Consider the following 15,174-nt stretch of genomic DNA (forward strand, 5'->3'; position numbering starts at 1 on the left):
TGCTTATTCGCACCTTCCTTAGATTTGTTTGTCTGGCTGACCACCTCCTCATATTTACAATAGTTATTTAATTCAAATCAGGTGACTTCGATCACAATAAGGTAATGGGAACGCTCCCCTGTGCGCATTGCGTTTTATTGTTTTGCCATAATGAACGTTCGGCAAACAGAAGATGCAGACTGTCCTGCATAACCTGTTGGGTCAAAAACACCGTTGTAGGCGGCAATCCTGCGCGCCTCATCAAAACGCTATACGTTCAAATGTAACTGTTATGCTAAATTGTGGTTAATCTGTTGCTTTTTTCAGGCACTATCCCCTCTTAAAATGGGTCGATCCCACCTGAATATTGAAGACATCACGAAGGCAAGAGATGACAGAAATACAGCGCCTGCTCACCGAAACAATTGACGACTTAAATGTGCGCGAAAAGCGCGATAACAGACCGCGCTTTAGCATCAGCTTCATTCGCAAGTATCCGGGACTGTTTATTGGCATGTATGTCGCATGGTTCGCCACGCTGGCGGTTATGCTGCAATCAGAAACGCTGGTCGATTCAGTGTGGCTGCTGGTGGTATTGTTTGTCATCCTCAATGGTTTTTTCTTTTTTGACGTCGCGCCGCGTTACCGTTTCGAAGACATCGACGTGCTGGACTTCAGAGTCTGCTATAACGGCGAATGGTATAACACCCGTTTTGTTCCGCCAGCGCTTATCGAGACCATTCTGCATTCACCGCGGGTGGATGGCGAACGTAAAGCCCAATTGCAAAAAATGATGGCGCGGAAAGGCGAACTCTCTTTCTACGACGTCTTCACGCTAACTCGCGCAGAAGTTGCCGGTCAGTAGCTTGCCTACCAGCCAATAAAAAAGTGCGTACCCGCTGGCACGCACTGGTTTCCCTGAAATGTTGGCAAAATGTCTAACGTCTTTTCTTCCTGCCCTGCACCGCTTTAAATCGCGGATTCGTTTTGCAGATAACATACAAACGCCCTTTGCGTTTGACTATCTGACAGTCAGGGTGGCGCTGTTTGGCACTGCGAAGTGAATTAAGAACCTGCATATTAACCTCGCTTAGTGCCAATAAAATGGCCAAAACGTTTCTGGAAGCGCGCCGCACTGCCCTCGTTGTCGAACGTCTTCTGCTTCCCGGTGTAGTACGGGTGTGATTTAGACGAAATATCAAGGGTCACGTAGGGATACGTTTGTCCCTCAAATTCAATCTCACGTTCCGTTTTGATGGTCGAACCGACCTTAAAGTACTCATTGGCACTGGTGTCGTGGAATACCACAGTACGATAAAAAGGATGGATATCCGGTTTCATAGCAACCTCTAATTGTTACATTATAACATAACAATAAAGTACACTACTCTCGTCCCTGGCTCAACCTCATTTACACAGTGGGTAATTAGTCTGGAAATACCCCTCTTAAATCTATTAGGTCATTCGAATAGATTTTTCACTTTCGGATATACTTTCCCTACGCTGTGTAAATAAGGATATCACTGTGACAACACGACATTTGATCGGCCTGGTGACCGGAATACTGATTCTGTCCATCCTTGCGCCAGTGGGTTTGAGTCTGTGGCTGGCGTATCGTCAGGTTGAAACTAAATTTATGGACGAGCTTGATTCTTACACCAGCCGGGTTGCTTTGCGCACAGAAAGGGTCGGCGAGCAGGCGAAAAAAGCATTACGCCAGATTGAGACCTTCAAGGGAGAACCTTGCGGAACGGAACATTTACTGGAAATGCGTCGTTTGTCATACAGCTATCGTTACATTCAGGAAGTGGTGTACCTCAAGGACAACGTCCCGCAATGCTCTTCCCTCGAGAATAAAAGCCGTGCTGTCGCCTTCCCTGCGGCGATGAAAGTCACCGAGGATGGCTACCGTGCCTGGTTAACCACGGATAACGACTTAGGTATCCAGCGTTTTATGGCTGCATTAGGCAGCGAAAACTATGTGGTGATGGTCGATCCCGCCACGTTCATTGACGTTGTTCCGTTTGGTTCGTGGCCGATTGATGTCGCCATTATTGGCGCCGATAAAAGCAGGATTGTCACCAGTAGCGGAACGCTACCAGAAGATATTTTGCAAAATTTTCAACAAGATAATGCCACTACGCATTTGCAAAAAGAGGGCGTTATTTACAACGCCCGCCCCTTCCCTGCATTAGGTATTACCGTCGTCAGCTGGGCATCTACGCTGCCGCTGAAAAAAATATGGCACCGACAGGCGCTTATCTGGCTCCCGGCGGGAATTCTTATCGGTCTGCTGACCGCCGCCTTTGTTCTGCGTATTTTACGTCGTTTGCAGTCTCCCCATCATCAGTTGCAGGAGGCTATCCAGCGCCGTGAAATTAAGGTGTACTATCAGCCGATCATTTCTCTTCGTACCGGGAAAGTGGTAGGTGCCGAAGCGCTGGCCCGTTGGCCGCAGCCCGATGGCAGTTTTCTCTCACCAGAGATTTTCGTCGCGCTGGCACAGCAGACCGGCCTGACAACCCCTCTCACTCGCCTGATTATCGAAAGCGTGTTTGACGATCTGGGCAAATGGCTTCATCACCATCCGGAGCAGCATATCTCCATCAATCTTGAAGCCGATAATCTGACATCAGAAACGCTGCCAGGTCTGCTCAGCCGGAAGGTGAATCACTATCAGATAAACCCGTCGCAAATTGCACTCGAACTCACAGAACGCGCCTTTGCCGATCCGAAAACCAGCGCTCCGTTCATCGCCAAGTACCGCCAGGCAGGCCATTCGATTTACATTGATGATTTTGGCACCGGTTATTCCAGTCTCAGTTACTTGCAGGATCTGGATGTCGATATTTTGAAGATCGATAAATCGTTCGTGGATGCGTTGGGATACAACAACGTGACGCCGCATATTATCGAGATCGCAAAAACGCTGAAGCTGGAAATGGTGGCAGAAGGTATCGAGACGAAAAATCAGGAAGAGTGGCTACGACAGCATGGCGTGCAGTACGGCCAGGGCTGGCTATACAGTAAGGCATTGCCAAAGGCAGAGTTTATCCTGTGGGCGGAGACACGACTGTAGCCGACATGCGAAAAGATTGAGATGGCTGGCGGCACGCCGCACAGCCAGTCACGTCAGTCATCCATAATGGGCGAGAATCCACCGTAGATCATGCGCTTGCCATCAAAGGGCATCGATTCGCCAAATTCCTTCATTCGGGGATCGGACATCATCTTCTGATTCGCCGCGTCACGGACTTCTTTTGAAGGATACTCAATCCAGCTGAATACCACTTCTTCATGATCCTGCGCTTTTACCGCCATGCGAAAATCGGTCAATTTGCCGTCAGGGACATCGTCAGCCCAGCATTCCACCACGCGCAATGCACCGAACTCCTTGAAAAGCGGAGCCGCTTTTGCCGCCATCGCGATATACGCCTCCTTGTTTTCAGCGGGTACGGCAACCACAAAACCATCAACATACTTCATGAGAAAAGCCTCCGAAGTTTACTGCGCGGCAAGCCAATTCTGGCCGCGTCAGTCGAGATTAAGTTTAGTCGTCAGCCCGCGATCATGCCGTAGGTTCATTCCGAACCCGAATGCGTGACTGCGGCTGATGCCGAAACCACGGCAGACAAAGCTGAATGAGCGGACCAATCGCCAGTGCATACAGCACCGTACCAACGCCCAGGGTTCCCCCGAGTAGCCAACCGATAAACAACACCGACACTTCGATGGCCGTTCGAATTCGCCTCACCGGCCAACCGGTACGCGCGTGAATGCCGGTCATCAGACCATCACGTGGGCCAGCACCGAACCCCGCACCGATATACAGACTGGTCGCTAAGGCGTTCAGTATCACCGCAGATACCAACAAACCGCTGCGGGCAAACAGGGATTCAAATCCCGGGATTACCATCAGCGCCACATCAGCCGCCAGCCCAATCATAATGACATTACTCAATGTGCCAAACCCCGGACGCTGGCGTAGTGGGATCCATGCCAACAGGACCAATACGCCCACGGCAATAATCACCAAGCCGATGTTCATCGACAACAGATTTGCCACACCCAGATGAAAAACGTTCCAGGGATCAGCGCCTAAATCCGCACGCACAAACATCGCCGTCGACACGCCGTAAAGCATCAGCCCGATAAACAATTGCAGTAAACGACGCAGCATGCTTTTCTCCTCTCCCTGCGCAGACAGTCTTCATCTTCAACGCAATTGGCACTATGATTAATGACCAGTTTCCAAAAAGTGGACTGCAATGTCATCTCGCCGTTATGGAAGTCAGTCTCTCCAGCGCCTGCTCGGGCACTGGCAGGAGAGTCCCTCACGTACCCCAATCTGGCGACAGCTGGCCGAAGCCTTGCGTCTGCTGATACTGGATGGCCGGCTGGCGCTGGATAGCCGGCTTCCCGGCGAGCGCGAACTTGCTACGGTGCTGGAAGTCAGCCGAACAACTATCGCCAGCGCAATGGCACAGCTGCGGGAAGAAGGATATCTGGAAAGCCGCCAGGGTAGCGGCTCACGGGTGATCCTGCCGGAACATATTCGCCATGTACCGACTCGCACCGTCACCGGTACCGCACTCGATCTGTCCACCGCCGCGCTCAGCGCAGGTCCCGAAATTCATCAGGCTTACCAGCAGGCGCTGTTTGCCATACCGCAGCATCTATTAAGTTCCGGGTATCTGCCCCAGGGGCTACCGTCTTTGCGCGAATCCATTGCCCGGCATTACTGCGAACGCGGATTACCCACGCAGCCGGATGAGGTTATGGTGGTCAATGGTGCAGTCAGCGGGCTGGCGCTGATCCTGCGGTTGCTTACCGGTCCAGGCGATCGCGTAGTGGTTGATCATCCCACTTACCCGCTCGCTATTGCGGCGATTCAGGGGGCCTCCTGCCGACCCGTGGGGGTGTCGCTGCCTGAACAGGGATGGGATACTGCGGGTCTTGTCGCCACCATCGCACAAACCGCCCCACGCATGGCCTACCTGATGCCGGATTTTCACAATCCTACCGGACGTTGCATGGACGCCGCCACACGCCAGGTGGTGGCCGATATCGCCGCCAAAACGCACACCACGCTGGTGGTGGACGAAACCATGGTCAATCTGTGGTATGACGCCCCGCCACCACCGCCGCTTGCCGCCTTCAATCGCGATGCACCCATCATTATGTTGGGGTCTGCCGGTAAAAGTTTCTGGGGAGGATTACGTCTTGGCTGGGTGCGGGCGTCATCACGGACTATTGCCGCACTGGTGCAAACCCGCGACACGTTCGATTTAGGCTCACCGGTGCTGGAACAGCTCGCTACCGGCTGGCTGCTGGATAACGCCGCGCAGTTTCTCCCGGACAGAAGACAACTGCTCACCGCCAGACGCAACCAGTGCCATACTCTGATGCGATCGCATTTCCCGGAATGGCAATTTACCCAACCGCAGGGCGGGTTATCTTTCTGGGTAGAATTGCCCGATACGCTGGCGACGCTGTTTGCCACTCGCGCCGACAGCGCCGGTATTCAGTTAGGTACCGGAACGCGCTTTGGGTTAGCGGGTGCATTCGATCGTTTCTTACGCATGCCCTTCGCGCTGCCGGATGACACGATGCGCGCCGCCTTCAACACATTGCAGCCGATCTGGGACACTCTGCGTTCACAGGCAAGTCATGGGAAAATACGTAAAATAATCTAAGTGACGAGGAAAGGTGAAAAAGATTGCCGAACGGCAGAATTGGGTGGGGGCCCTGCCAGCTACATCCCGGCACACACGTCATCTGCCTTGGCTGCTTCCTTCCGGACCTGACCTGGTAAACAGAGTAGTGTTGCGGGAGAACCAACAGAGCCCCCATTGAGAGCGTTGTTAACCAACGCGCAGGCGCATTATCACTGCTGCACCGTGTAATTGCAACCCATCCAGCACCAGATGCTGTTTTCTTGTGCAATGCGGCTTCACTCACCCGCCATTCCAGATTATGCTGGGGAATTAGCGCAGGAATAAATGATGGATATACAAGACTCTTTCCCCCAACGCGTCTGGCAAATTGTCGCCTCAATCCCCGAAGGATTCGTCACTACCTATGGTGATGTCGCCAGACTTGCCGGATCTCCGCGTGCAGCGCGTCAGGTCGGCGGCGTCCTCAAACGGCTTCCCGAAGGCAGCACCCTGCCGTGGTATCGAGTCGTTAATCGCCATGGTGCTATATCGCTGACCGGGCCGGATCTACAGCGCCAGCGTCAGGCATTGCTGTCTGAAGGGGTGGTGGTTTCGGGAAGTGGGCACATCGATTTACAACGTTATCGCTGGGTGTATTAACCCTCCCCTGGCGGAGAGGGTTATGCCAGTCTTAGTACTGCGTAGGTGCAGGGACGGCTGAAGACGGATTCACCTGCGTGGGAGACGTTGACGGCACCGTAGTTGCCGCACCACCGCTGGCCTGAACCGGAACTTCCGTCTGCTGAACAGGAACCAGCGTCAGATCGGCCTTGGTACCGCCCTGGTTGATAACCGGCTGCACGGTGTCGGTAATAAACACCAGTTTGTCATTCACCATAATGGCTGCACTTAACAAAATACGGGCGTTCGGCTGAATATCTGCCGGGTTAAACGGCAGCACAAAGCTAAATGGCGCCTGCTTCCCTTCAGTACGCACCGCTTTTTGCGACAGAACTTTTGACGGGGCATCCGCCAGCGAAGCGTCCGACAGTGTGACGGTCAGTACGGCATCCGGTGGCAGCGCAACTTTCTGGCGGATCCACACCGTACCAGAAACATTCGGCTGTTGAATTTTTGACTGTGTGTCAGCAATTGACGTAGTAGGGCTTGGCGCAGGTGTCTGAATATCTGCACTTTTATCAGCACAGGCCGCCAGCGCGACCGCAACGGCTAAACCACTTACCATGTGCACGAGTTTCATTAAATTCTCCTTATCGTCAATGCACCAGCGAGAACTTTCCTCGCCAGAAGAGTGGTTAACAAAAACATAACGTGACTAAGTGTGGCACAAAGTAGCTATTTTTGCCTGCAATCGACCGGTAATTCAGACAATTGCACCCATCGGACCACTTTCAAAATTGCGTTATACTCTGCCTACTTCGCTGCGACATCGACATGACCTGGAGAGCACCTATGAGTCTGGCACTAAAAAGTTTGCTGACATTGTTGAATTTGGAAAAAATTGAAGAAGGACTCTTTCGCGGCCAAAGTGAAGACTTAGGATTACGCCAGGTTTTTGGCGGGCAGGTCGTCGGACAGGCGCTGTATGCCGCTAAAGAAACCGTGCCGGAAGAGCGGCTGGTGCACTCCTTTCACAGCTACTTTTTACGTCCCGGCGATAGCCAAAAACCGATAATTTACGATGTCGAAGTGCTGCGCGATGGTAACAGTTTCAGCGCTCGCCGCATTGCCGCCATCCAGAACGGGAAGCCCATTTTCTACATGACCGCCTCTTTTCAGGCGCCGGAAGATGGCTTTGAACATCAAAAAACCATGCCGCACGCACCCGGGCCCGACGCGCTGAAATCCGAAACCGAAATTGCCCGTTCAGTGGCACATCTGCTGCCGCCGCTGTTGAAAGAGAAATTTATCAATGACCGCCCACTGGAAGTGCGTCCGGTGGAGTTTCATAACCCGCTCAAAGGCCATGTCGCCGAACCGGCACGCCAGGTGTGGATCCGCGCCAACGGTACGGTGCAGGACGACCTACGCGTGCATCAGTATCTGCTGGGTTACGCCTCCGACCTGAACTTCCTGCCTGTGGCGCTACAACCGTACGGAATTGGTTTTTTGGAGAAAGGGATTCAGATAGCCACTATCGACCATTCGATGTGGTTCCATCGTCCTTTCAATATCAATGAGTGGTTGCTGTATAACGTCGAGAGCACCTCTGCCTCCGGTGCCCGGGGCTTTGTGCGCGGGGAATTTTATACACAGGACGGCGTGCTGGTTGCCTCTACCGTACAGGAAGGGGTGATGCGCAATCGCAACTGATGTCTTATCCGGCCTACAGACTACATCTGTCGTAGGCCGGATAAGCGTTTAGCACCATCCGGCAGAGTGAAATATCAAGCGTTGTAGGCGTTTTCACCGTGGCTGTTCACATCCAGCCCTTCGCGCTCCTGCTCTTCCGGTACGCGCAGCCCTACCGTCATGTCCGCCAGCTTATAGCCGATGAAGGCCACCACACCGGACCAGACAATGGTAATCGCCACGCTTTCGAGCTGCACCAGCACCTGATGCCCCATGGTCACGCCCTCAGCAAAACCTACGCCACCCAGCGAACTGGCGGCGAACACCCCGGTCAGAAGACAGCCGACAATGCCGCAAACGCCGTGCACACCGAACACATCGCACGGGTCATCAACGCGCAGAAAACGCTTCAGCATCGTCACGCCCCACAGCCCCGCCAGACCGGCAATTGCCCCGATGATCAACGCACCGCCGACGCCAATGTAACCACAAGCAGGGGTCACGCCAACCAGGCCCGCAATGGCACCAGAACACGCCCCCAGCAGCGACGGTTTACCGCGCAGCGCCCACTCACCGAAGATCCAGCCGAGAATGGCAGCAGCGGTCGCCACCACGGTATTCACAAAGGCCAGCGCAGCGATTTCATTTGCCGTCCCCGCAGAACCTGCGTTAAAACCAAACCAGCCGATGTAGAGAATTGCGGTCCCGGTAAAGACCATCGGCAGGTTATGCGGTTTGAAAGCCTCTTTGCCAAAACCCACACGCTTGCCAATCAGATAAGCACCCACCAGCCCGGCGATCGCGGCATTGATATGCACCACCGTCCCGCCCGCAAAATCCAGCGCGCCATGGGAGGCCAACAGACCACCGCCCCAGACCATATGCGCAATCGGAATGTAGGACAGCGTCAGCCATACCACCACAAAAATCAGTACCGCAGAGAAGCGAATGCGTTCAGCTAGCGCCCCAACGATAAGTCCAACGGTGATGCAAGCAAATGAGCCCTGGAACGCAACGTGAATGTACTGGTAGAAACTCCCCGTTACCGCCGTCAGGGCAATGTTTTTCAGCATCACCCAGTTGAAGTTGCCGAAGAAACTATTCCCCTCGCCAAAGGCCAGCGAGTAGCCATACACCACCCATAAAATGCAGACCAGTGCAAACGTCACCGTCACCTGCGTCAGCATCGACAGAACGTTCTTGCCACGAATCAAACCGCCGTAAAACAGCGCGATGCCCGGAATGGTCATAAACAACACCAGCGCGGTACATATCATCATAAAGGCGTTATCAGCTTTGTCCGCGACGGCTGGCGCTGCCATCGCCAGCCCCGGCAGCAGTGCCAGTGAAGCGATACCCGTTTTCATCGTTGCTATCTTCATTTTTTGGTTTCCTATCACTGTGTGCCAGAAGTTACAGTGCGGCTTCGTCGGCTTCGCCGGTACGAATACGAATCACACGTTGCAGCTCGGCGACAAAAATTTTGCCGTCGCCAATTTTTCCGGTGTAGGCCGACTTGCTGATGACGTCGATCACCTCATCAAGCTGATCGTCGGCAATCGCCACATCAATCTTCACCTTCGGTAAAAAATTGACGCTGTATTCGGCTCCCCGATACAACTCGGCATGGCCTTTCTGTCGACCAAAGCCCTTCACTTCGGTGACGGTCAGCCCCTGAATACCAATAGAAGACAGTGCTTCACGGACGCCTTCCAGTTTGAACGGTTTGATTACCACGGTAACCAGCTTCATAGATCCCCTCCAGTCAGAATTCAGTAGTGGCTGCAGATACACAGGATGAATATTGCAAGGGGTGTGCCAGAAATGAAAAACGCGGGGTGATTCAGGCTCGCAGGGCGCGGCTGGGGTAGAAAAAGAAAAAACGCACTATAACGGTGCATAGTGCGTTACATTTTTGCACCAGATTGTTGATGCTTCTTGAACCAATTTAGCCGTAGGCCTGAAACGCACTGCGCCATCAGGCAATAATGGAATCCTCATGCGCACTGGCCGCCAGCTCTTCACCGGCCAGTTGCAGCTGATACATTTGCCAGTAGCGGCCTTGCGCCGCCAGTAATTGCTGATGTGTGCCGCGCTCGACGGCCTGCCCCCGGTGCAGCACCAGAATGGTGTCTGCTTCCACGATCGTGGAGAGTCGATGGGCAATCACCACCAGCGTAGTGTGTTCGCGCACAGCAGCCAGCGCCTGCTGAATGGCCTGCTCCGTGCCGGAGTCAATACTGGCAGTGGCTTCATCCAGAATCAGTACCTGCGGCGTTTCGACCAGAACCCGCGCCAATGCCAGCAGCTGTTTCTGCCCCACGGACAAATTATTGCCCTGTTCGCCCAATCGGGTGTGAATACCGTCACTCAGACCGCGTGCCAGCTCAGCCAGCTGTACGGTCTCCAGCGCCTGCCACACTCGATCTTCAGAAATATCGCGGCCCAGCGTGACGTTTGCCAGGAAGGTGTCCGCCATCACAACCGGATCCTGCTGCACCATCGCGACGCCCTGACGTAAGACGCCGTGACTCAACGAGGAGAGGGGGCGCCCGTCCAGACGGATCTCCCCTTGCGTCAGCGGATAGTAGCCCATCATCAGGCTGGCGAGCGTACTCTTGCCACTACCGGTATGCCCAACCAACGCCACAAAACTGCGTGAAGGCACGGACAGGCTAATATTTTTCAGCACCAGATTGTCATCGCGATAAGCAAATGACACGTTATCAACCTCAATGTTGCCACTCTTCAGCGGCTGATCATCATCGCCATAATGCTGACGCGGTCTGTCCATCAGTTCGAAGACGCGCTCACCGGCGACAACCGCTTGCTGCAGCATAGATTGTTGGGTCGTCAGCTCAATCAGCGGCTCATTCAGACGCCCGAGATAGCTGATAAACGCATACAGCACGCCAACCTCGATGGACGTGCCAGAGGTCACGCTGAACAACATCAGTAAACCACAGAGGATCAGGGCGGAAAACAGGCTCAGCAACGGACGCAGTAAAAAACCGTCCAGCCGCAAGGTCTGCATGCGTGCCATGTAGTGCGAACGGCTGGCCTCGCCCATGCGCTCCCCAAAGCGCGCCTGCTGGCGAAACTGTTGGATCACGCTCATACCGTTAATGACTTCATTGAAGCCATCGTTGATATCGGCCAGATAGGCACGAACGCGGCGCACAATCGGCGTGCTGTAGCGCTGATAAATCACCATCACCACCATCACCGCCGGGAATATAGCCATCGCCACCAGCGCCATACGCCATTCGAGGCTAAACATCGCCACCAGCATGGCACCAATCAGAGCCGCACTGCGCAGTACCGTCGCCACGACCGTCACGTACAGGTCGCGGATCACTTCGGTATCGTTGGTTACACGAGAGATAAGCTGTCCGACGGGCTGGATGTCAAATTCACTCAACGGTTGGCGCAGCGCAGCATCCATTACATCCGTGCGTAGCTGTTGCACCACACCGACGGCAGCCTGGTTAAACAACAGTGACTGCGCATAGTGCAGTCCCGCCGCCAGCAGTTGCAGACCGACATAAGCCGCAACCAGACCAGCCACCATCGCCAACGGCAAATTGTTTTTCGCCACCATGTTATCAATAAAGTAGCTTATCAGCAGCGGACCGCTGACTTCTGCCGCCGCCGCCACCCACAGCATCACCACCGCAATGCCCAGTGGTTTTCGCCACGGTGAACCATAGCGCAGCAGCCGTTTCAGCGTCGGCCATAATTGCCCAAAGCTACGCATTCGCCACCTCCTCATTTAACGCAGGGGCATCAGACAGCGCGGCTTCCAGCTGCTGATAGCGATACATATCGCGGTACCAACCGGGTTGCTGGACCAGCGTGTCATGGTCGCCACGCTGGGCAATATGTCCGTGCTGCATCACGATAATCTCGCTGGCTTCCGTCAGCGCCGACAGTCGGTGGGCGCTGATAATAACCGTTCTTCCCTCGCCCCACTGGCGCAGGTTATGCAGGATCTGATGTTCGGTACGGCCGTCTACCGCCGACAGCGCATCGTCAAGAATCAGAATTTCCGCATTAAGCAGCAGCGCGCGCGCAATAGAAATTCGCTGTTTTTGCCCACCCGAGAGCATCACGCCCCGCTCGCCCACTTCGGTGTCATATCCCTGCGGCAAACGTAAAATATCCTCATGCACGCTGGCGAGGCGCGCCACATGTTCGATTTCGGCCTGCGTCGCCTGCGGGCGTCCAAGTGCAATGTTGTTGCCGACGGTGTCCGAAAACAGGAACGGCGTCTGGCTAACAACCGCCAGCCGACTGCGCCAGCTATCAAGCTGTAAGCGCGTCAGCGGAATGTCATGAAAGCGCACGTCGCCCTGGGTAATATCAAAGTGGCGCTGGATCAGCGACAGAATGGTACTTTTTCCCGCACCGGTCGGCCCACAAATACCCAGCATCTGCCCAGGCTTAAGCTGGAAATTAACGTTTTCCAACGTCGGGCGCGCCATCAGCGGGTAGCTGAATTCACGAATCGCAACCGCCAGTTCCCCGCGCCCTTCCGGCACGGGTTCCGTGCCATCATTAACCACGGGAGCTTCCGCCAACATGGCGCGAATACGGCTGTAGGCGGCGCTACCGCGCTCGACGATATTAAACATCCACGCCAACGCCAGCATCGGCCAAATCATCAGACCGAGATACATCATAAAGCTGGTCAGCTGACCGAGCGTCAGCGAACCGTGAACCACCATCCAGCTTCCACCGCCAATCGCCAGCAGGTTCGCCATACCAATAGCGATATAAATGGTGGGATCGAAGCGGGCGTCGATGCGCGCGACGCGCATATTTTTCTTACCGGTATCCTGCGCATCTGCGGCAAATAAGGCCGACTGCCGGTCCTCCAGACCAAAGGCTTTAATCATGCGAATGCTGGTCAGGCTCTCCTGAGTACGATCGTTGAGGCTGGAGAATGCCGCCTGCGCTTGCTTAAAGCGGTTATGAAGCCGATCGCCGTAACGCTTAATCATCAACGCCATCACCGGCATCGGTAGCAAGGCAAATAGCGTCAACTCCCAGCTTATTTGCGTAGACATGACGATAAGCACCGCACAGCCCATCACCAGCGAGTCGACCAACGTCAGCACACCTTCTCCGGCGGCGAACACCACCCGGTCAACATCGTTGGTGGCGCGCGCCATCAGATCGCCCGTGCGATGGCGCAGATAAAATTCAGGATGTTGACGGCTCAACTGACGGTAATAATCTTCGCGCAGCTCAACTGCCAGCTGGTAGGATGCCCCAAACAGCAGCACGCGCCAGACGTAGCGCAGCAAATAGACCACCACCGCAATCAGCGCAATTGTGCCAACCCACATTAGCAGGCGTTCGGTCGTGAAGCGTTGAGCCGTCACGCCATCAACAATAATACCGACCACTTTAGGCGGAATAAGTTGAAGGATAGCGATGATGATAAGCAGGGCCACTGCCCCGAGGTAGCGACGCCACTCCCGGCGAAAGTACCAGCTTAATTGAGCAAATAATCGCACGCGTTATGTCCTGACATGATTTCCGACAATGAGTGCCGGGAGAATTATTCAATAGGTAGAGCAGTTGTGTATTTAATCTGTTCCATCGCAAAGCTTGAGGTAACGTCCGACAACCCCGGCACGCTGTTCACCAGCCGTTTGTAGAAGTCATCATAGCGTTTCATGTCGGCGACCTGCACTCGCATCAGGTAGTCATACTCCCCGGCCATGCGCCAGAATCCCAGTACCTCTGGCATCCCGGTCACTTCAGTCACAAAGCGACAGTACCATTCACTGCTGTGATGCTGCGTTTTGATCAGCACAAAGGCCGTTAACCCAAGTCCCAGCTTTTCGGGATCCAGCAGCGCGACTTTGCCAAGCAGAACGCCGTCATCCTCAAGTCGCTTGAGTCGTTTCCAGCAGGGGGTGGTTGTCAGATTAACGGCATCTGCGAGTGCCTGCAAAGAAAGGGTGCAATCCTGTTGCAGCAAGCTGAGCAGCTTGCGGTCAATTTTGTCTAACATATCCACTCCACAGAGAAGAATTTTCTCCCTACATTCTATTTTAAAGGCTAAATAGCAACAATTTTTTCCGTGCTTTTCGTTACTCTAGGCACAAAATGACAAATGGATATTAATGATGAATAGCTCCTGGGTTAAAAACGCCATCAATGAAATCAATGCGGATTATCAACGCTCCGCAGATACTCATCTTATCCGCCTGTCACTTCCGGCGTTCCCGGGGATTCAGCTGTACCTGAAAGATGAAAGTACACATCCGACCGGTAGCCTGAAACATCGACTGGCGCGCTCACTGTTCCTGTACGGACTATGCAATGGTTGGATCAAAGAAGGCACCACCATTATTGAGTCGTCTTCCGGCTCCACGGCGGTTTCTGAAGCCTATTTCGCCCGCCTGCTGGGGCTACCGTTTATCGCCGTCATGCCGTCCTGCACGGCAAAACGCAAAGTTGAGCAGATTGAGTTTTACGGCGGTCGCTGCCATTTCGTGGAAAGCGCCTGCGAAATTTATGCCGCGTCTGAACAGCTGGCCCGTGAACTCAACGGCCATTATATGGATCAGTTCACCTACGCTGAGCGCGCTACCGACTGGCGCGGCAATAACAATATTGCCGACAGTATCTTCCGCCAGATGTCATGCGAGCCACATCCCGTTCCCCGCCACATTGTGATGAGCGCCGGAACCGGCGGCACGTCAGCAACCATTGGGCGCTACATTCGCTGCCAGGGTTACGACACCAGGCTGATGGTGGTCGATCCGGAAAACTCTGTTTTTCTGCCATACTGGCAGGCGCGTGACGCCACATTACGCAGCCCGGTGGGCAGTAAAATCGAAGGTATCGGTCGCCCGCGCGTCGAGCCCTCTTTCATTCCGGACGTGGTTGATGAAATGCTGCGCGTGCCGGATGCCGCCAGCGTCGCTACCGCGCACTGGCTGGAAACGCAGTTGGGCCGCAAAGTCGGAGCTTCAACCGGGACCAATATGTGGGGTACGCTGCAACTTGCCGCCCGCATGCGTGAGGCTGGAGAAACAGGTTCACTGGTAACGTTACTGTGCGACAGCGGCGAACGTTATCTTGAGACCTACTACAACCCAGAGTGGGTTAATGCGCATATTGGCGATTTGACACCATGGAAAGCGGAAATCGCCCAACTGCTGAATACCCAGTAAACCGGCAAAAAAAAGCCAGACCTAATGGTCTG

Annotated in this window: 15 protein-coding genes, 1 other RNA gene and 1 pseudogene; 6 read left to right on the forward strand and 11 right to left on the reverse strand. The window is 54.2% G+C overall.

The features are described from left to right. The first annotated feature begins 370 nt into the window (after positions 1-370). Positions 371-844: a YlaC family protein gene (locus FDW95_RS00810; protein ID WP_115259213.1), complete on the forward strand. Its 474-nt coding sequence runs from the start codon at positions 371-373 to the stop codon at positions 842-844. Positions 845-917: 73 nt separating this feature from the next. Here FDW95_RS00810 and ykgO read toward each other — a convergent pair whose 3' ends face one another. Together ykgO and FDW95_RS00820 are read right to left on the reverse strand one after the other, a co-directional pair. Next, complete coding sequence (ykgO, locus tag FDW95_RS00815) at positions 918-1,058, reverse strand: type B 50S ribosomal protein L36 (RefSeq protein ID WP_005125190.1); 141 nt, start codon at positions 1,056-1,058, stop codon at positions 918-920. Between the two features lies 1 nt (position 1,059). Then, positions 1,060-1,320 (reverse strand): type B 50S ribosomal protein L31, encoded by a 261-nt coding sequence (locus tag FDW95_RS00820; RefSeq protein WP_115259215.1) that lies wholly within the window; start codon positions 1,318-1,320, stop codon positions 1,060-1,062. A 184-nt stretch (positions 1,321-1,504) separates the two neighbouring features. On the opposite strand from FDW95_RS00820, the gene FDW95_RS00825 reads away from it, so the two are divergent. After that, positions 1,505-3,058, forward strand: a complete 1,554-nt coding sequence (locus FDW95_RS00825) for an EAL domain-containing protein (protein ID WP_115259216.1) — start codon at positions 1,505-1,507, stop codon at positions 3,056-3,058. Between the two features lie 53 nt (positions 3,059-3,111). Here the strand turns inward: FDW95_RS00825 and FDW95_RS00830 are convergent, their stop codons facing one another. Next, a complete protein-coding gene (locus tag FDW95_RS00830) occupies positions 3,112-3,465 on the reverse strand; it encodes a DUF1428 family protein (RefSeq protein WP_115259217.1) in 354 nt (117 codons plus the stop codon). 82 nt (positions 3,466-3,547) lie between these two features. Continuing rightward, a complete protein-coding gene (locus FDW95_RS00835; RefSeq protein WP_115259218.1) occupies positions 3,548-4,159 on the reverse strand; it encodes a hypothetical protein in 612 nt (203 codons plus the stop codon). An 88-nt stretch (positions 4,160-4,247) separates the two neighbouring features. Between FDW95_RS00835 and FDW95_RS00840 the strand changes: the two genes are divergently transcribed. Then, positions 4,248-5,675, forward strand: coding sequence for a PLP-dependent aminotransferase family protein (locus FDW95_RS00840; protein ID WP_115259220.1), 1,428 nt, complete (start codon positions 4,248-4,250; stop codon positions 5,673-5,675). 50 nt (positions 5,676-5,725) lie between these two features. Here the strand turns inward: FDW95_RS00840 and ffs are convergent. Continuing rightward, positions 5,726-5,822: signal recognition particle sRNA small type (gene ffs / locus FDW95_RS00845), an RNA gene on the reverse strand. Between the two features lie 84 nt (positions 5,823-5,906). Here ffs and FDW95_RS00850 point away from each other — a divergent pair. Next, positions 5,907-6,296, forward strand: a pseudogene (locus tag FDW95_RS00850) (MGMT family protein). Between the two features lie 31 nt (positions 6,297-6,327). Here FDW95_RS00850 and FDW95_RS00855 read toward each other — a convergent pair. Beyond that, entirely contained in the window at positions 6,328-6,897 is a 570-nt protein-coding gene (locus tag FDW95_RS00855) for a YbaY family lipoprotein (protein WP_115259223.1), read from the reverse strand. Between the two features lie 212 nt (positions 6,898-7,109). Here FDW95_RS00855 and tesB point away from each other — a divergent pair, with 212 nt between their 5' ends. Beyond that, on the forward strand, positions 7,110-7,970 hold the full coding sequence (gene tesB / locus FDW95_RS00860; RefSeq protein WP_115259224.1) for an acyl-CoA thioesterase II: 861 nt from the start codon (positions 7,110-7,112) through the stop codon (positions 7,968-7,970). Between the two features lie 74 nt (positions 7,971-8,044). Here tesB and amtB read toward each other — a convergent pair whose 3' ends face one another. The 5 genes from amtB to decR all read right to left on the reverse strand — a co-directional run bounded on the left by amtB (position 8,045) and on the right by decR (position 13,974). Then, entirely contained in the window at positions 8,045-9,331 is a 1,287-nt protein-coding gene (gene amtB, locus FDW95_RS00865) for an ammonium transporter AmtB (RefSeq protein WP_096758050.1), read from the reverse strand. A 31-nt stretch (positions 9,332-9,362) separates the two neighbouring features. Next, on the reverse strand, positions 9,363-9,701 hold the full coding sequence (gene glnK / locus FDW95_RS00870) for a P-II family nitrogen regulator (RefSeq protein WP_137363384.1): 339 nt from the start codon (positions 9,699-9,701) through the stop codon (positions 9,363-9,365). Positions 9,702-9,927: 226 nt separating this feature from the next. After that, entirely contained in the window at positions 9,928-11,706 is a 1,779-nt protein-coding gene (locus tag FDW95_RS00875) for a SmdB family multidrug efflux ABC transporter permease/ATP-binding protein (RefSeq protein WP_096758052.1), read from the reverse strand. Continuing rightward, complete coding sequence (locus FDW95_RS00880; RefSeq protein ID WP_115259225.1) at positions 11,699-13,471, reverse strand: SmdA family multidrug ABC transporter permease/ATP-binding protein; 1,773 nt, start codon at positions 13,469-13,471, stop codon at positions 11,699-11,701. Before FDW95_RS00880 ends, FDW95_RS00875 begins: the two co-directional genes overlap by 8 nt. 44 nt (positions 13,472-13,515) lie before the next feature. Continuing rightward, entirely contained in the window at positions 13,516-13,974 is a 459-nt protein-coding gene (decR, locus tag FDW95_RS00885) for a DNA-binding transcriptional regulator DecR (protein ID WP_164496612.1), read from the reverse strand. Positions 13,975-14,086: 112 nt separating this feature from the next. Here decR and FDW95_RS00890 point away from each other — a divergent pair, with 112 nt between their 5' ends. Beyond that, positions 14,087-15,142 carry a PLP-dependent cysteine synthase family protein gene (locus FDW95_RS00890; protein ID WP_219921364.1) on the forward strand — a complete coding sequence of 352 codons (1,056 nt, stop codon included), beginning with the start codon at positions 14,087-14,089 and terminating at the stop codon, positions 15,140-15,142. Positions 15,143-15,174 lie beyond the last annotated feature (32 nt).

Origin of the sequence: Citrobacter sp. wls718, assembly GCF_005280945.1 — a bacterium.
GTDB lineage: Bacteria > Pseudomonadota > Gammaproteobacteria > Enterobacterales > Enterobacteriaceae > Citrobacter > Citrobacter gillenii.